Source organism: Variovorax sp. OAS795, assembly GCF_040546685.1.
In the GTDB taxonomy this organism is placed as follows: domain Bacteria; phylum Pseudomonadota; class Gammaproteobacteria; order Burkholderiales; family Burkholderiaceae_C; genus Variovorax.
Map to the genome: position 1 here is coordinate 2392432 of NZ_JBEPOH010000001.1, position 16182 is coordinate 2408613.

At 60.3% G+C, this 16182-nt stretch carries 16 protein-coding genes; 2 read left to right on the forward strand and 14 right to left on the reverse strand.

Features of this window, described 5'->3' with window-relative positions; translation table 11 throughout:
- Positions 1-24 precede the first annotated feature (24 nt).
- The 12 genes from ABID97_RS11580 to ABID97_RS11635 form a co-directional block, all read right to left on the reverse strand.
- Positions 25-726, reverse strand: coding sequence for an SDR family oxidoreductase (locus ABID97_RS11580; RefSeq protein WP_354398623.1), 702 nt, complete (start codon positions 724-726; stop codon positions 25-27).
- Between the two features lie 82 nt (positions 727-808).
- A complete protein-coding gene (locus ABID97_RS11585) occupies positions 809-1558 on the reverse strand; it encodes an SDR family NAD(P)-dependent oxidoreductase (RefSeq protein WP_354398624.1) in 750 nt (249 codons plus the stop codon).
- Between the two features lie 49 nt (positions 1559-1607).
- A complete protein-coding gene (locus ABID97_RS11590; protein ID WP_354398625.1) occupies positions 1608-3035 on the reverse strand; it encodes an NAD(P)(+) transhydrogenase (Re/Si-specific) subunit beta in 1428 nt (475 codons plus the stop codon).
- The gene (locus tag ABID97_RS11595; RefSeq protein WP_028259109.1) at positions 3032-3364 is read right to left on the reverse strand and encodes an NAD(P) transhydrogenase subunit alpha part 2; all 333 of its coding nucleotides are present in this window, start codon (positions 3362-3364) and stop codon (positions 3032-3034) included. Before ABID97_RS11595 ends, ABID97_RS11590 begins: the two co-directional genes overlap by 4 nt.
- Before the next feature lie 39 nt (positions 3365-3403).
- Positions 3404-4534, reverse strand: a complete 1131-nt coding sequence (locus ABID97_RS11600) for a Re/Si-specific NAD(P)(+) transhydrogenase subunit alpha (RefSeq protein WP_354401737.1) — start codon at positions 4532-4534, stop codon at positions 3404-3406.
- Positions 4535-4536: 2 nt separating this feature from the next.
- A complete protein-coding gene (locus ABID97_RS11605) occupies positions 4537-6174 on the reverse strand; it encodes an AMP-binding protein (RefSeq protein WP_354398626.1) in 1638 nt (545 codons plus the stop codon).
- 12 nt (positions 6175-6186) lie between these two features.
- On the reverse strand, positions 6187-7233 hold the full coding sequence (locus ABID97_RS11610; RefSeq protein ID WP_354398627.1) for an NADP-dependent oxidoreductase: 1047 nt from the start codon (positions 7231-7233) through the stop codon (positions 6187-6189).
- A 24-nt stretch (positions 7234-7257) separates the two neighbouring features.
- Positions 7258-7836, reverse strand: coding sequence for an NADPH-dependent FMN reductase (locus ABID97_RS11615; RefSeq protein ID WP_354398628.1), 579 nt, complete (start codon positions 7834-7836; stop codon positions 7258-7260).
- Positions 7833-8765 carry an NAD(P)H-dependent flavin oxidoreductase gene (locus tag ABID97_RS11620; RefSeq protein WP_354398629.1) on the reverse strand — a complete coding sequence of 311 codons (933 nt, stop codon included), beginning with the start codon at positions 8763-8765 and terminating at the stop codon, positions 7833-7835. The genes ABID97_RS11615 and ABID97_RS11620 overlap by 4 nt, the downstream gene beginning before the upstream one ends.
- Before the next feature lie 14 nt (positions 8766-8779).
- On the reverse strand, positions 8780-9979 hold the full coding sequence (locus ABID97_RS11625; protein ID WP_354398630.1) for an acyl-CoA dehydrogenase family protein: 1200 nt from the start codon (positions 9977-9979) through the stop codon (positions 8780-8782).
- Positions 9980-10019: 40 nt separating this feature from the next.
- Positions 10020-10811 (reverse strand): SDR family oxidoreductase, encoded by a 792-nt coding sequence (locus ABID97_RS11630; RefSeq protein ID WP_354398631.1) that lies wholly within the window; start codon positions 10809-10811, stop codon positions 10020-10022.
- Between the two features lie 71 nt (positions 10812-10882).
- Entirely contained in the window at positions 10883-12154 is a 1272-nt protein-coding gene (locus ABID97_RS11635) for a branched-chain amino acid ABC transporter substrate-binding protein (RefSeq protein WP_354401738.1), read from the reverse strand.
- A 245-nt stretch (positions 12155-12399) separates the two neighbouring features.
- Here ABID97_RS11635 and ABID97_RS11640 point away from each other — a divergent pair, with 245 nt between their 5' ends.
- Positions 12400-13041, forward strand: coding sequence for a TetR/AcrR family transcriptional regulator (locus ABID97_RS11640; RefSeq protein ID WP_354398632.1), 642 nt, complete (start codon positions 12400-12402; stop codon positions 13039-13041).
- Between the two features lie 275 nt (positions 13042-13316).
- Here the strand turns inward: ABID97_RS11640 and ABID97_RS11645 are convergent, their stop codons facing one another.
- Together ABID97_RS11645 and ABID97_RS11650 are read right to left on the reverse strand one after the other, a co-directional pair.
- Positions 13317-14057 (reverse strand): glutamine amidotransferase, encoded by a 741-nt coding sequence (locus ABID97_RS11645; protein ID WP_354398633.1) that lies wholly within the window; start codon positions 14055-14057, stop codon positions 13317-13319.
- A 10-nt stretch (positions 14058-14067) separates the two neighbouring features.
- Positions 14068-14988 carry a carbon-nitrogen hydrolase family protein gene (locus ABID97_RS11650; RefSeq protein ID WP_354398634.1) on the reverse strand — a complete coding sequence of 307 codons (921 nt, stop codon included), beginning with the start codon at positions 14986-14988 and terminating at the stop codon, positions 14068-14070.
- An 81-nt stretch (positions 14989-15069) separates the two neighbouring features.
- Here ABID97_RS11650 and ABID97_RS11655 point away from each other — a divergent pair, with 81 nt between their 5' ends.
- The gene (locus tag ABID97_RS11655) at positions 15070-15990 is read left to right on the forward strand and encodes a LysR family transcriptional regulator (protein WP_354398635.1); all 921 of its coding nucleotides are present in this window, start codon (positions 15070-15072) and stop codon (positions 15988-15990) included.
- Positions 15991-16182 lie beyond the last annotated feature (192 nt).

A 16182-nucleotide genomic window follows, 5' to 3' on the forward strand; every position in this document is an offset into this window, starting at 1 on the left:
GGCTTGCCGGAAAGCAGTTCAGCCTTAGGTCGTCTGAAGGTAGACGCCTGGCTCGGCCGACAAGCCCTGTTTGACCTGCCGGGTGATCTCGTCGGCGAGCACCTCTTCGGCCCCGGCTTGGAGGGCGTCGAGGCTGCGGCGCACCACCTCGTCCGGGCTGGACTTGGGCTGATCGTTGCCGCGTGCCATGTCAGTGTCGACGAACCCCATGTGCAGGCCCAGCACTTGGGTGCCCTGGGCGCGCAACTCGTGACGCAGACTGTTGGTCAGTGACCAGGCGGCCGATTTGGTGGCGGCATAGGTTGCGAGACGGGGTGCCGTTATCCAGCTCGCGAGCGACAGGACGTTCAGGATCGCACCGCCACCGTGTCCGGCGAGCACTGGCGCGAAGGCAAGAGCCATACGCAGCGGGCCAAAGAAATTGGTCTCGAACTGGGCGCGGGCGGCCTCGACGCTGCCCTCGGCGAGTAATCCCCCGAGCGTCGCGATACCGGCGTTGTTGATCAGCAGCGTGACGTCGCCGCAATCGCGTACCGCCGCGGCAATGTCTTCGGGCCGAGTGACGTCGAGTCGAATCGGTTTGACGCCGGCCAACGTGACATTGGCGGGGTCGCGCGCTCCAGCGTAGACCTTGCGCGCGCCGCGGGCCAGAGCAGCGCGGGCGAAGGCGAGACCGATGCCGCGATTGGCACCGGTGATGAGGACGGTGGCGTTGTCGAGTTTCATGGTCGGGTCCTTCGAGGAAGTGGAAGAGGCTGGGGTGCAGCGGTGAAGCGCCGCGTGAATACGACGTTCGTAAGCTTCGTCGCTAGATCTGCGCAATGCCACCGTCGACGAACAGCTCGATGCCGGTGACGAAGCTCGAGGCGTCCGAAGCCAGGAAGACTGCGGCCTTGCCGATTTCATCGGGTTCTCCAACCCGGCCCATCGGGATCTGGCCTGCAAAACCGTCGAGCAGTCCCTGCTGGTGTTCGAGCGGCACCAGGCCCACCAGTCCAGGCGTCTTCGTCGGTCCGGGACTGAGGACATTGATCCGAATGTTGCGACCTTTGAGATCCAGAATCCAACTGCGAGCGAAGTTCCGAATTGCCGCCTTGGATGCGCTGTAGACGCTGAATGCAGGTACGCCATGTATCGAACTGGTAGAACCAACCAAGATGACTGTCGCGCCATCCGCCAACAGAGGAAGTGCCTTTTGAACGGTGAAGAGCACCCCCTTCACGTTGGTGCTGAACGTCTGGTCGAACAACTCTTCCGTGATCGCGCCAAGCGGAGCCATGCTGCCGCCTCCCGCATTCGCGACCAAGACGTCGATGCGTCCATGGTGTTGCTTGACGGTCTGGAAGAGGGCGTCGAGATCCTGCAGGCTGGAGACATCCGCGCGAATGCCGGAGGCTTGATCCCCGATGTCAGCGACCGCGACGTCAAGTTCTTTCTGGCGCCGGCCGGTGATTACGACGTTCGCGCCTTCGGCTGCAAACCGTTTGGCAATGGCCAGACCGATGCCGGTGCTTGCGCCCGTCACGACGGCAATCTTGTCTTGGAGGGAGAGGGTCATCGATGGGCCTTTGAAATGGTCAGACATGGGGATGCGCGGAACGGGGGCTTTACTCAACAGCCTTACCCATGTCCTCAACGACCTTCTTCGCATCGCCAAAGACCATCATCGTCTTGTCCATGTAGAACAGTTCGTTGTCCAGGCCCGCATAGCCCGCTGCCATCGAGCGCTTGTTCACGATCACCGTCTTGGCCTTGTAGGCCTCCAGGATCGGCATGCCGTAGATCGGGCTGCCCTTGGTGAGCGCGGCCGGGTTCACCACGTCGTTGGCGCCCAGGATGATCGCCACGTCGGCCTGGCCGAACTCGCCGTTGATGTCCTCCATCTCGAACACCTGGTCGTAGGGCACCTCGGCCTCGGCCAGCAGCACGTTCATGTGGCCCGGCATGCGCCCGGCCACCGGGTGGATCGCGTACTTCACGGTGATGCCCTTCTCGGTGAGCTTCTGCGCCAGCTCCTTCACCGCATGCTGCGCGCGCGCCACCGCCAGCCCGTAGCCCGGCACGATGACCACCGTCTCGGCATTGCCCAGCACGAAGGCCGCGTCGTCGGCGCTGCCGCTCTTGACCGGGCGCTGTTCCTTGGCGCCGCCGGCGGCGGTGACCGCCTCGCCGCCGAAGCCGCCCAGGATCACGTTGAAGAACGAGCGGTTCATGGCCTTGCACATGATGTAGCTCAGGATCGCGCCCGACGAGCCCACCAGCGAACCGGCCACGATCAGCATCGCGTTGTTCAGGCTGAAGCCGATGCCCGCGGCCGCCCAGCCCGAGTAGCTGTTGAGCATCGACACCACCACCGGCATGTCGGCGCCGCCGATCGGGATGATGATGAGCACGCCCATCACGAAGGCCAGCGCCAGCATCGCGAAGAAGGCCGGCCAGCTTTCGGTGGCCATGAACACCAGCCCCAGGCCGATCATGGCCAGGCCGAGCACCAGGTTCAGCATGTGCTGGCCCTTGAACTGCACCGGCGCGCCCTGGAACAGGCGGAACTTGTAGGTGCCCGAGAGCTTGCCGAAGGCGATCACCGAGCCGCTGAAGGTGATGGCACCGATGGCCGCGCCCAGGAACAGCTCCAGCCGGTTGCCGGCGGGAATGGGTGCGCCCTTGGCGATGCCTTCGAGCATGGCCGCGGGTTCGACCACGGCCGCGACCGCGATGAACACCGCCGCCAGGCCGATCATGCTGTGGAAGAAGGCCACCAGCTCGGGCATCTTGGTCATCTCGACCGTCTTGGCGCGGTAGGCGCCGTAGCCGCCGCCGGCCACCAGCCCGAGCAGCACCCAGCCCAGGCCCATGAGGTGGCCGCCGGACAGGTTGTAGATCAGCGCGCCGGTGGTCACCACCGCGATGGCCATGCCAACCATGCCGAAGAGGTTGCCGCGGATGGAGGTGGTGGGATGGGACAGGCCCTTCAGGGCCTGGATGAAGCAGACGCTGGCAACCAGGTACAGCAGCGTGACGACGTTCATGCTCATTGGGCGGCTCCCGACTCGGCCTTGGGCGCCGCGGCCTTCTTGTCCTTCTTCTTGAACATCTCGAGCATGCGCCGCGTGACGAGGAAGCCGCCGAAGATGTTCACTGCCGCCAGCGCGACGGCCAGCACGCCCATGGTCTTGCCCAGGGTGGTTTCGGTGAGCGCGGCCGCCAGCATGGCGCCCACGACCACGATGGCCGAGATGGCGTTGGTCACGGCCATGAGCGGCGTGTGCAGCGCGGGCGTGACGGTCCACACCACGTGGTAGCCCACGTAGATGGCCAGCACGAAGATGATGAGGTTGATGACGGTGTGGGAAACGGGATCCATGATTTCTTCTCCTCGCGGGGGTGCCGGGGGCGGCTTGGCTTATTTCTTCGTGACCTGGCCGTCGTGCGCGACGCGGCAGGCGGCGACGATGTCGTCCTCGAGGTCGATCTTCAGGCCGCCCTCCTTGGTGACGATGAGCTTGAGGAAGTCGAGCACGTTGCGCGCATAGAGCGCCGACGCGTCGGCCGCCACGAGCGCCGGCAGGTTGGTCTCCCCGACGATGGTCACGCCGTGCTTGACCACCGTCTTGTCGGCTTCCGACAGGGGGCAGTTGCCGCCGACGCCATCCGCGCCCTTGCCGGCCGCGATGTCGACGATCACCGAGCCCGGCTTCATGGCCTTGACCATGTCCTCGGTGATGAGCGTGGGCGCGGCACGTCCCGGGATGAGCGCGGTGCTGATGACGATGTCGGCCAGCGCCACGCGCTTGGCCACCTCGACCTGCTGGCGCGCGAGCCAGCTGGCGGGCATGGGCTTGGCGTAGCCGCCCACGCCGACCGCGGCTTCTTTTTCTTCATCGGTGTCGTAGGACACCTCGATGAACTTGCCGCCCAAGGATTCGATCTGCTCCTTGACGCTCGGGCGCACGTCCGAAGCCTCGATCACGGCGCCCAGGCGCTTGGCGGTGGCGATGGCCTGCAGGCCCGCCACGCCGACGCCCAGGATGACCACGCGCGCGGCCTTCACGGTGCCGGCGGCGGTCATGAGCATCGGGAAGAAGCGCTGGTATTTGTCGGCCGCCATGATCACGGCCTTGTAGCCCGCGATGTTGGCCTGCGAGCTGAGCACGTCCATGCTCTGGGCGCGGGTGGTGCGTGGCGCGGCTTCGAGGGCGAAGGCGGTGAGGCCGGCCGTGGCCAGGCGCTGCAGCCCGGGCGCATCGAAGGGGTTGAGCATGCCGATGACGACGGTGCCGGACTTCATGCGCGCGGTTTCCGCATCGTCGGGCGAGCGCACCTTGAGCACCATGTCGGCCCCGAAGGCGCCGGCCACGTCGGTGATTTCAGCGCCGGCCGCCTGGTAGGCGGCGTCGGTCACGCTGGCTGCAACGCCGGCCCCGGACTGCACGCGAACCGCGTGCCCGGAGGCGACAAGTTTCTTCACCGTCTCGGGCGTAACGGCCACACGGGTTTCGCCGGCCGTCGTCTCGGCAGGCACGCCTATCGTCAATGTCACAGCGCGGCACCCAGCGAAGCGCGCAGCAGTTTCCCGACGGCCGACCGAGGAAGCTTCGTCCGAAATTCGATAATCTTCGGCCGCTTATACGCGGTGAGGTTGGCCTTCATGTGTTGCCTTATCGCCTCTTCAGTGAGGGCATCACTGCGAGGCACCACAACCAGCTTCACGGCTTCTCCCGTGAGCTCATCAGGAACGCCGACAGCCGCGCACTCGAGCACCTGGTCCATTTCAATGGCCACGGCTTCGATCTCGCTGGGATAGACGTTGAAACCGCTCACGAGCATCATTTCCTTCTCTCGACCAGAAATGCACAGATAGCCGTGTTCATCAATGCAGCCGAGATCGCCTGTCAGGAAAAAACCGTCCTTCGTCATGAACCGAGCAGTTTCTGCGTCGCGCTGCCAGTAGCCTTTGAAGAGCTGCGGGCCTCGGACTGCAATTTGTCCAATCTCTCCCAGCGGCAGGGTCTCGAATTTTTCGTCAACGATCAGTACTTCAGTTGACGGGGCCGGCGGCCCGACGGTTCCTTGGCGGATATCGCCGTGAGGCGGGTTGCAGCTCACCGTTCCGGATGTCTCGGAAAGCCCGTATCCCTCGCTGATGGAACAACCCGTTCTTTCGAGCCATCGGGCGGCGATGGGACGCTGCGTGGCCATTCCGCCAGCTGTTGTCACCTTGAGATGTCGCCAATCGACTGTGTCGAACTCAGGATCATTCATCAAGTTGCTGAACAGCGTGTTGATGCCGGGCAGCATGTGAAATGGCGCTTCACGCAATTTCGCCAGCATCTTTGCCGAATCACGAGGATCGGTAATCAGGAGCATTGTCCCCCCCAGTTTGATGCTCGCCAGAAGTGTTATGAAGGAAACGATGTGATATAGCGGCAATGCACATGCGAACACGGGGACTGGTATGTCCGCCAATGCGGGCTGGAACCAGGCGGAGTTCTGAGCTGTGTTGGCCAGTAGACCTTCATGCGAGAGCATTGCTCCCTTGGAAACCCCCGTGGTCCCGCCGGTATATTGCAGAACCACGGTGTCATTCTTGTCCAGCTTGGGTACTGAGTACGTCGCGGACATCCCCTGCGAGAGTGCTTGAGGCATATCGATGACTGATTTGACGCCGGCAAGGTCTGCGCGAAGGCTTTCTCGTGTGGGTTCCAAGGCAACGCGCAGGTTGCACAGAATCAAGTGGTCAACCTGGGTCTGGGGGAGGCCGTCCCTCACTGCATCGAACTGACTGTCGAGCAGTATGGCCGCCTCGGCTTGAGCGTCCGAGACTTGCAGCAGGAACTCCCGAGCGGTGTAGGCGGGATTGACGTTGACCAATACCATCCCCGCTCGAATCACACCGATCGCCGCTATCACGTACTGAGGTGAATTGGGAAGAGCGACGGCTACTTTTGTCCCCGATTCGAGTCCCAGCGTTTGCAGATACGCTGCAATTCCCAGGCTCAATGAATCCAGATTTGAATAGCTGAGTTCACTGCTTTCGTGACGAATGGCAATGCGGTCGCTGAATCGATAAAACAAACCACTGAAGAAGTCGCCAAGGGTCTGGTACTCCTTCAAGGGCTCGATGGCGTGAGGAACATGAGGCGGATACCACTCCAGCCACGGGCGATTGTTCATGAGTCGCCCCCGCTACTTCGCAGTTGCCGCAAGGCCAGCGGTCGCCGGGAGCTTGATGAGCATTTTTCCGGTGTTTCCACCCTCAAACATGCGCTGGAGGGCAGTGGGGAAGGTATCGATACCCTCGAGCACATCTTCGTAAGACTTGATCCAGCCGGCGGCCAGCCAACCTCGCAACGCATGCAGTGCCTCGGGATAACGCTTTTCATAATCGAAGATGACGAATCCCTCCATCGTGGCTCTGTTCATGAGCAAAGACATGTAGTTCTTTGGCCCACTGCCACGGGCTACATTGTTGTACTGCGAGACGGCGCCGCAAACCACAATACGCGCACCGCGGCGAATGCGACCGAGAGCCAGATCAAGTACTTCGCCGCCGACGTTGTCGAAGTAGACGTCGACCCCTTCCGGGCATGCTTTTGACAACTGAGTGCGTGCGTCAGGCTGTTTGTAGTCAACGGCAGCATCAAACCCCAGGTTGTTCACAAGGTGAGCGCATTTCTCTGCCCCGCCCGCAATACCGACGACGCGACATCCCTTGATCTTGGCGATCTGGCCGACCACCGAACCCACGGCGCCTGCGGCGCCAGATACCAGGACCGTGTCGCCGAATTTGAGTTTTCCTATTTCAAGAAGACCGAAGTACGCCGTAAAACCAGGCGTGCCGAGGGCGCCCATGTAAGCCGTTGCTGGCACATTTGAAATATCGATCTTCGTGAGATCGTTGGCGTCCATGGTCGCGAACTCTTGGACACCGAAAGCACCTAGCACCGCGTCACCGACAGTGAATCTCGCATCCTCGGACTGCAGGACCAGACCTGCCCCGGCGGCCCGCATGACATCACCGATAGCGATGGCCTCCATGTAGGACTTGCCTTCATTCATCCACGACCGCATGGCGGGGTCCACAGAAATAAAGGTGACCGCCACAAGCACCTTTCCTTTCTCTGGCGCCTTGATTGCCGTTTTTACCTGCTGCCAGTCGCTTTCTTTGGGCAGCCCACTGGGACGCTGCCTGAGAACGAACTGCTTGTTGGAAAGTTGCGAAAGGTCGGTCATGGGATATCTCCAGGGTTCGAATGTTTAAAGTTGCCGATGGGTCGAAAGATTCGCGAATTCAACGACTTGGCTGGCCATGAGCTGAATCTGCTGCACAACGGAAGTCGATTGACATGTGCCTGCGGAATCGAGCGGGGCTTCGGAGATGTTGATGGCGACGCCCATTGGGGTGGGCCACCCTCTCAGGGCATGCACGATCTCCCTCAAGGAAGCCATCGTTCCGACGGCTGCCTGCCATCCCCCCGCGACGGCCATGCACCCGACTGCTCGTTCGCTGAAATAGGGGCGCTTATCGCTTCTTGTTTCCTCGGCGTAATCAAGCGCGTTCTTCATGAACCCTGACACGGTGCCGTGGTAGCCAGGCGATGCGATGATGATGCCGTCTGCTCTGCGTAATTCTTCAACGAGCTGCTGTGCTGCGCCGTCGGCGGCCGCGCTAGGTTCATAAAGCGGTAGACGAAGCGAATGGGCACCGAGAAAGGTTGTGGTTGCCCCCGCCTTTTCAGCGGCGCTCAGTGCAAGCTGCAGATAGCGCTCGGCACTTGAACCAGGTCTTGTTCCACCCCCAATGCCAAGGATGCGTGGCGAGGAATTGGTCATCATGCGGCCTCGAAACACTGCAGTTGGGGTCCGCTTTTAACGGCGGACCAGTACTCGCGGATCAGCCTGTCCACCAAACCGGCGGTCGGCTCAATCGCATTGAGCGATCCCACGCCATGGCCGGCTGACCACACCTTCGTCCAACGCTCGATATCCGCGTTGTGCACCGGCTCGGCAGAGGCGAGTTCGTCTGCATTGATGCCGACCGCGGCCAGACTCTTGCGCAACCAATACGCCGGCACGCCAGAAACAGCCTTGGTCAGGATCAGATCGTCGATGTCTGAGTCCAGCAGCATCTGACGGTACGAGTCGCTGGCCATGGATTCGGGGCAAGCGATGAACGCCGTACCCATGGACGCGAGGTCCGCGCCGAGCGTTTCGGCAGCCCGAATACCTGACCCATTGATGATTCCCCCGCCCAAGACGAGCGTCCCGCTGAAAAACTCTCGAATGGCGGGAACCATTGCAAAGGCGCTCATCATCCCGGTGTGTCCCCCCGCGCCGGCAGCGACCAGGACAAGTCCGTCGACTCCCAGCGAGACGGCTTTTCGGGCATGTTGAACAGAGTTCACATCGGCAAACACCCGTCCGCCATACGAATGCACGCATTCGATGACCTCTTTCGGACTTCCGAGGGCCGTAATAATGAGGGGTGGCCGATAGCGCGCCACTACCTCAAGGTCTTGATCGAGCCGCTGATAGCTTTTATGGACCAGGAGGTTCACGCCCCACGGCGCATCGGCCGGTCCCAGCTGAGTTGAAATCCGATGAAACCACTCGTCCAAGATTTCAACGGTCCTGGCATTCGCCGCCGGAACGGTCCCAATCGCACCTTTGCGGCATGCAGCCACTACCAGTTCGACGGTCGACACCAGAAACATCGGTGCGATCAGGAGTGGCAGTTTCAACCGGCTGAGCCAGTCTTCAGGCATTGTCATTTGCGTCCTCAGAGCATTGCGGCGTTCGTCGGAAGGCCGAGATACAGCCGGCCCGTGAGTTCATACGTGGACTCGCTGACCATCATGTGCTGGGACGCGGTCAAGACATCGCGCAGGCAGCGCTGTAGTTGAGAGTCGTCAAAGATCGCGCTGCCGCCCGCACAGGAATACACCCGGGTGACGACTTGGACCGCCTCTTCGCTTGCGTGGGTCGTCGCCAGGCGAAGATCTCGGCGTAGCGCTACAGAAATCTCCCCCGAGTCGGTGGACGCCGACCATGCACGGTCAACTGCGTCAATCAAGAAAGCTCGTGCGGAGCGAAGCTGGGCTTCCGCCCTAGCGACATGCTGCTGAGTTGAGGCGCGCTCTGCCAGAAGACGGGCGCTGCCTTGGGGCGTCTTTTTTGTTGCGAGCTCAATCAGGCTGTCGATGGCCAGACGCGCAATGCCGAGCGCCACCGCCGCAATGCCGACGCCCAGAATGCAAAACACCGGAAACTTGAACAACGCACCTGGGATCGGCACGTCGGTCAGGATGGATGCCGACAGGCCGGCAGGGACGAACGCATCTTTGACGCTGTATTCATTGCTCCCTGTTCCGCGCAAACCGAGCGTGTGCCACGTGTCGGCTATCGATACTTGCTCCGCCCGAAAAACCATGGAACGATTTTCAAGTGTTCCGTCCGCCAATTTTTCTGGCTTTCCATCCTCGCCCAAAATCATGCACCCACCGGTGATGAAATCAGCGTTGTACGAGGCGGAGCCCCACATCCAACTGCCATTCACCAGGAAGCCGGGTACCCCGTCGACGACCGTGCGGACCGCAGTCCCGCGCGGCGCAAATACGCCGGCCATTTTGATGTTCGGATTCTCGAAGAGTAATTTCGCTTCGGGACTGGGGAGATAGCCCCCGATGATGGTCGACGTGTTCGAGATAAACGTGCACCATGCCGCCGCAGCATTGGCTTGCGCCAGCTTTTCTACGACGGCCACAAATGTATGCACGTCCGCCTCCAGACCGCCGAGCGCGCGTGGAACGAACATTCGATAGAGGCCGGCCTGAGCCAGTCTTTCGGCAAGTTCGTTCGGCAGATGTCGTTCTTTTTCTACGGTGTCGTTTGCCGCCTGTAGGATGGGGGTCAACTCTTGGCATGCGTAGAGCAGTTCATCACGCTGCGTCAACTGGGATGGTTCGTAATCAAACGTCATGGGTAATCTTTCGTTCGTGGGCGAATAGGGATTTCTGCATTCACGCGCCGATCACCGCACTGGTGCCGCCATCGACGACAATGGCATGGCCGGTCATGTGTTTTCCGGCTGCAGAAGCCAGCAAAAGAGCAGCGCCTTTGAGGTCGTCTGGGTCGCCCAGACGTCCAAGAGGCGTGGTGCTGATGATTCTTTCCTCACCGAACGCTGCAATCACCCCATCGGCCATCTTGCTTGGGAACAGCCCGGGAGAGATCGCATTGACGTTGATTCCATGCTTGCCCCATTCGGCAGCAAGTGCACGGGTGAACGTGATGACGGCTCCTTTGCTGGTGTTGTAGGCGACGCATTCCATCGGCGCCGGATTCCCGCCGAGCCCAGCAATTGAGGCGATGTTGATGATGCGACCGCGCTTGCGCGGGATCATGCTTCCCACGGCAGCCTGTTGGCTAAACAGAAAAAGACTTCTGATATTGAGGTTCATGACGCGGTCCCATGCCTGAAGCGTGTGGGTCTCAGCCGAGGCACCCCAGGAAGTCCCCGCGTTGTTGACCAAGATGTCCAAATGACCGAGCGTGTCGAAAGTCCTGCTGCAAACGCGCTGAACTTCGGACGGGTCGCTCGAATCAGCCGCGATCCAGGAAGCCTCGATGCCACGCTTTCGCAGATGGGCGGCTGCAGCCTCGAGTTCGGCCTCCTTTCTGGCGGTCAGCATGAGCCGCGCACCGGCACTCCCGAGCGCTTCGGCAATTTGAAGTCCGATGCCTCGTGACCCGCCCGTAATGAGAGCGGTGGAACCTTCAAGATCAAAAAGCGTGTTGGAATAGTGATTCATGGTTTCGCACTTGTGCTCCAAGTGGAGTAGTTCAGGGTAAAATTTTTTGACTTGACGATGTTGAAGGTCGCTCAGGGGCGAGCCATTCGACAGGTTGAAGGTCGTGAAACCTCGTCAGCGGTGAACTCGCGAACGGGAGCGAATGTCTTCCCGGTGCCTTCGGCGCTGTAGGGAACTTGAGCGCTGACGCTTGTCCAGACGGTTACAAACAACGGCTGCTGGAGTTGATGGTCCGACTTTCTCATTTCGACCATGCCGTTGAAGCCCTTGAATTTGGCGCCTTCCATTTGCTCTGCGACGCGAAGCACTTCCGCAGATTGCGCCTGCTGGATTGATTTGCTCAACAACTCGAAGACCAGCGCAACACCGTGCGTGTAGAAATCCTCGTTGAATCGTTTTTGGAATTCTTTCATCCAGACGTTCATTTGACCGCCCATGTTGTAGTGGCTGTAGGCGACCTGAAAAACGCGATTGTCATCAACTTGGCGCAGGGCTGTTGGGGTGCCTGCGACTACGGCGTAGTAGGTGTAGAAAGTGCCTTTCCAGCCACTTTCTTCTGCGGCCTTGATCAGCAGTGAAAGGTCTGTTCCCCAGCTTCCTGTAATGATCGTGTCCGCCCCGGAAGCGCGAACTTTTGTCATGTAGGGTGAAAAATCGCGTATCTGCGCAAGCGGATGACGGTCGTCGCCAACAATTTCGACATCGGGCCGCTTCGCTCGCAAACCCGCCTTGGCGGCCTCTGCAATCTGAATGCCAGAGGAATAATTCTGGTTGATCAGGTAGACCTTCTTGACCGATGGCCGGTCTTTGATGAAGCTCGTCAACGCCTCCATTTTCATGGCGGTGTCAGCCTCAAAGCGAAAATGCCAATAGCTGCAGTTGCTGCCGGTCAATTCGGGGTCGGTCGCGGCATGATTCAGGTAAATGACCTCTTTGCCTGGATTGCGCTGATTGTGCTTCTCGATCGCGTTGATTAACGCCAGCGCCGGCGCTGAACCGGTGCCTTGCGCAATGAATCGAATATCTTGGTCCATCGCACTCTTAAGCGCTCCGAGAGTTTCGGTTGGACTCAACTTGTTATCGAAGCCAACAATCTCGAATTTCACGCCCGCGGGATTGGAGGCGCTGAATTGTTCCGCTAGGTACTGATACGACTTCAGCAGGCTTGTGCCGACGGAGCCCATCAGCCCGGACAAGGGTTCGATCACCGCGATTTTCACCACTTGGCCTTTCAGCGCAGGCCGCTGGTTTTGCGCAAGTGCGTGTCTTGAAAGACCTAACCCAGCCACTGCCCAGGTCGCGATGCGGGCAAAGTGCCGCCGCGTGAAGCTCGTTGATGTCATCAAGAAAGTACTCCAAGTGGATAAGTTTCGGTCTGGGTAATCTAGCTGCCGCGGGATCGGACGGAACTAGTACTTACCCGAGCGCTGTCGCGATGGCGTCTATGGAGTGATCTCAAGGAGGCAATGCGAAGCGCGAGCGCGGGTATGGACAGGTACGGTGCGCACGCACCATCCTTACCGCGCAGTCAGGACCTGCGTTTTCTTCTGCTAAGCTGATTGGTCCAAACGACTTTTAAGAGCCTTCTGTGAGTGCCTTTGCTGAACCAGATTTGCCACTGAGCGCGCGTGGATCTCAGCGTCACAAAGACTTGATCGCAGCGGCGCTTCGTGTGTTGGTTCGCGACGGGCATCACGCTGTAACCTTGCGAGCGGTTTCAGTCGAAGCCAATGCAAGTCATGGCTCGGTCAACTATTACTTCGGCTCCCGAAGTGCTCTGATGTGCGCACTCGCTGAGGATGTTTGCCGTCGAATTGCAAACAACATTACTCTCGTCACACCTAAACTTGTGAAGTGCGCAGATGATGCCGATCAGTTCGCGACGGTGCTTGCGGAGCACAACATCAAATATATGGTCAATGACCATGCAATGGGCATGGCGATCACCGAACTTACGCTCGCTGGGTCACGTGACCTCGAGTTGGGTAGCGTACTAGTGAAATGGGGAAAGATCCACTCCCGCCTGATGCGGGATAGCTTTTTGAAACTTGGATCCAGCGATCCAGACTTGGATTATGCTTTCGTGTTGAACTGTGTTAGCGGACTTATCATGGCGCAACTCGCGATCCCGCGTCGCGATTTCGAGGTTCGGATTCTGCAGCCGTCTTTACTTCGGCTTGTTCACGCCATCGCCAGTGAAAAAACGAACCGCGTTGGCAAATCTTCCTAACTGACTATGGCGTGCAAAGGTTTCTGCGCGCTTGCAAATTGCGAAATGCCTTCGATTTGCACTGACTGCTCGATGTCGAGCTTGTGCGGAATTGTGGAGTCGAAGTCGCACACGGCGCTCACCGACGAACCGGCGTGGGTCCTTTGTAATTGCCGCCACCGCATAGGGTTCAACGCGCGGATCGCCACGTAGCCTGCAGCTCGTTCGATCTCTGCGGGAAGGTGCGAGCACACCTCTGTAATCCCGTCCGCTGGAGGTCGCCGAGGTCGCCAAAGTTACCGCGAGTCAGTCGAGACCTGTGCGGCTGTTATGGCGAACTTCACGAGAATCGCATGTGCATCGGGCGTAGGCGCAAGCTTGAAGAGCAACTGTTCGACGTCTGCGCCTTCTTGTTCAAAAATGGTTTTGCGCCGCTGGATGCACAACGACATGATCGCCGGCGTGAACTCCGGATGAAACTGAATTGAAAAGGCATTTGGGCCGTAGCGAAGAATCTGGTGCTCATCATGTTCCGAGGCACCCAGGACCACTGCGCCGGGTGGCTTGACCAGCACCGTCTGCGCATGCGTCAGTAGTGCCGGAAACTCGCCGGGGATGCTTGCCAAGAGAGGGTCGTTGATACCCTCCTGCAGCACTCGAATTGTCTGGAGGCCCAGTTCCCGACCTCCCGGGTGGTAGCCCACAACTCCGCCAAGGGCGTGGGACATGAGTTGGTGTCCGTAGCAGACGCCGAGCAGCGGCACATCCGCAGCAACCAGCTGGCGGATCCACTCGGCCGTGCGTTCACTCCAGTCATGGAGATCGGTCACCATGTGCCATGAGCCAGTAACGACCGCGCCAGCAAAGCTGCCCGGTTGCGGCAACGGCTCGCCCATGTGCGGGCGCACCACCAGCAGGTCGAGGTTCGCGGGAGCGAGCGCGGCGAGGAACCAGTCCGGTTGTTCGCCCAGCGCTTCACTCACGTCGTGCGGCGGGCGTCCCATCTGGACGATCAACATCGGCAACTGTGCGCTCATTGCCTCAGGCTCAGTTGAATTCGACCGGGCGCTTCTGCCTCGTGTCCACGCTCAATGTGAAAACGTCCGGTCGTGCGTAGTGCCCCACCACGTCGAAGTCGTATCGCGCGCGCACTAGTTCCTCGGTGTCGATCTCGGCTACGACCAGCCCGACCTCGTTGAAGAGGGGACCAGCCAACACATCGCCGTACGGTCCGACGATCAGGCTGCCTCCGCGGATCAGGGGGCGGGATGGCTCCCAATTCGGCACCTCGATTCCAAGTTGGGACGGCGACTGTTGCACTTGACACGCACTGATCACGAAGGAGCGTCCCTCGTGCGCGATGTGGCGCATGGAACATTGCCAGATATCGCGCTCGTCCACCGTCGGTGCACACCAGATCTGCACCCCCTTCGCATACATTGCCGTCCGCAGCAGTGGCATGTGGTTTTCCCAGCAGATGGCAGCACCCAGGCGACCTGCGGCTGAATCAACGATCGGAAGCGTTGAACCGTCGCCTTGGCCCCAGATCAGGCGTTCGGTGCCGGTCGGCATCAACTTGCGATGCTTAGCCATCAGCCCGCCATCAGGCTCGAAGAACAGGGCGGAGCAGTAGAGGGTATTGCCGCCGCGCTCGATCACGCCGACCACCAGACTAGCCTTTGCCCGGCGCGAGAGGTCCGCGAGCGCATCTGTTTCCGGCCCGGGAACGTCGATGGCATTGTTGTAGTAGCGTCCATAGGCCTCACGCCCCTCCGGAAGCCGATACCCCAGGCGCGTGCCGAAGATCTCGCCCTTCGGATAGCCCCCCAGCAGTGCTTCCGGCATCACCACCACGGACGCGCCCGATTCAATAATCCCTTCCTCGAAGCCCAGCACGAGGTCCAGAGTAGTTTTTTTTCCAGTGAGAAGAGCGCCGACTTGAAGCGCGGCTACTTTGGTTTTGGCCATGGGAGATGGAATGTGTGAAGGAATATTGCGAGTATTGAATCCACGGCAAAATCAATCAACACCGTTCTGCTTGTGATTGATATGACCATGATTGATATCAGCGCTGTTGATCTGAACATTCTGAAGGTCTTCGAAGCCCTGTACGAAGAGGGCGGCGCTACGCGAGCGGGGGTGAGATTGGGGCTGACTCAATCGGCTGTGAGCGCGGCCCTTGCAAGGCTGCGCAAGACCTATGGCGATCAACTCTTTACTCGCACCGGCCGCGGCCTGGTGCCGACGCTAAGGGCGCAAGAACTCAAACCTCTGATCAGCGAGGGGCTCAACAAGTGTCGCCAGAGCTTGTCCATGAGCCGCAGCGGTGGCAATGACTTCCACGGCCGCTCGATCGTTGTCGGCTTGTCAGACGACTTCGAGGTTGCGTTCGGACGGCTGTTCATCGATGCGGTGGCGGCCCGAGCACCCGGATTGCGGTTGGCGTTCCGCCAGACGCACAGCCTGGTGGTGGGCAACATGCTGCAAGCGCGGCTCGCCGATGTCGCTGTGGTGTCGGGCGGCCTATCCTCTCCTCTGCTTGGCCACGAGGCGATTGGCCAGGGCCGCTACGCGTGCCTTATGGATCCTGCGTATGCACCGTCCACACGAGGATTGACCTTGCCGGAGTACGTCCGCAGAGACCACTTGCTCATTTCCTCCGGCGGCTTCATCGGCGTGGTGGACGAGGTGCTTGCGGCCATCGGGCGACCGCGCCGCGTGGTCGCCTCGACGACGCACTTCGCCGCGCTTCCTCACCTTCTGTTTGGCAGCGACGCCATCGCGACGATTCCCAAACATGCCGCCTCGGCGATCGCGGCGCGAACGGGACTGCAGATGTTTGCCTGTCCGTTGACTATGCCGCGCTACGCGGTGGAAGTCGGGTGGCGAACCGATGCACTGCGCGATGCAGCCATCGCAGAAGTGCGACGCGTACTGCTCGAGGTCCTCCAGGCTGCTCATTGGTCCTAGGCGCTGTGGCGTCGACTGGCGATAGTGAGGCAACTTCTTTTTCTACTCAGAAAGGTTCGTTGCGGGCCGGTGAGCGCGCGTAAAGCGTGAACGTCATGCTCAATGTATTGGTTGCGTCCCGCTCGGCGGCCGACTCCGGAGCAGTAGGTACACATTGCGCAGGCGGTGATTGACCCCGTCAATCTCGCGGCC

What these genes read in the sequence shown, in the direction of transcription:
- ABID97_RS11585 (WP_354398624.1), bottom strand. Translation starts at nt 1,558, where the DNA reads ATGACCCTCTCCCTCCAAGACAAGATTGCCGTCGTGACGGGCGCAAGC.
- ABID97_RS11635 (WP_354401738.1), bottom strand. Translation starts at nt 12,154, where the DNA reads ATGACATCAACGAGCTTCACGCGGCGGCACTTTGCCCGCATCGCGACC.
- ABID97_RS11610 (WP_354398627.1), bottom strand. Translation starts at nt 7,233, where the DNA reads ATGACCGACCTTTCGCAACTTTCCAACAAGCAGTTCGTTCTCAGGCAG.
- ABID97_RS11650 (WP_354398634.1), bottom strand. Translation starts at nt 14,988, where the DNA reads ATGGCCAAAACCAAAGTAGCCGCGCTTCAAGTCGGCGCTCTTCTCACT.
- ABID97_RS11580 (WP_354398623.1), bottom strand. Translation starts at nt 726, where the DNA reads ATGAAACTCGACAACGCCACCGTCCTCATCACCGGTGCCAATCGCGGC.
- ABID97_RS11655 (WP_354398635.1), top strand. Translation starts at nt 15,070, where the DNA reads ATGACCATGATTGATATCAGCGCTGTTGATCTGAACATTCTGAAGGTC.
- ABID97_RS11630 (WP_354398631.1), bottom strand. Translation starts at nt 10,811, where the DNA reads ATGAATCACTATTCCAACACGCTTTTTGATCTTGAAGGTTCCACCGCT.
- ABID97_RS11620 (WP_354398629.1), bottom strand. Translation starts at nt 8,765, where the DNA reads ATGCCTGAAGACTGGCTCAGCCGGTTGAAACTGCCACTCCTGATCGCA.
- ABID97_RS11615 (WP_354398628.1), bottom strand. Translation starts at nt 7,836, where the DNA reads ATGATGACCAATTCCTCGCCACGCATCCTTGGCATTGGGGGTGGAACA.
- ABID97_RS11595 (WP_028259109.1), bottom strand. Translation starts at nt 3,364, where the DNA reads ATGGATCCCGTTTCCCACACCGTCATCAACCTCATCATCTTCGTGCTG.
- ABID97_RS11645 (WP_354398633.1), bottom strand. Translation starts at nt 14,057, where the DNA reads ATGAGCGCACAGTTGCCGATGTTGATCGTCCAGATGGGACGCCCGCCG.
- ABID97_RS11625 (WP_354398630.1), bottom strand. Translation starts at nt 9,979, where the DNA reads ATGACGTTTGATTACGAACCATCCCAGTTGACGCAGCGTGATGAACTG.
- ABID97_RS11590 (WP_354398625.1), bottom strand. Translation starts at nt 3,035, where the DNA reads ATGAGCATGAACGTCGTCACGCTGCTGTACCTGGTTGCCAGCGTCTGC.
- ABID97_RS11605 (WP_354398626.1), bottom strand. Translation starts at nt 6,174, where the DNA reads ATGAACAATCGCCCGTGGCTGGAGTGGTATCCGCCTCATGTTCCTCAC.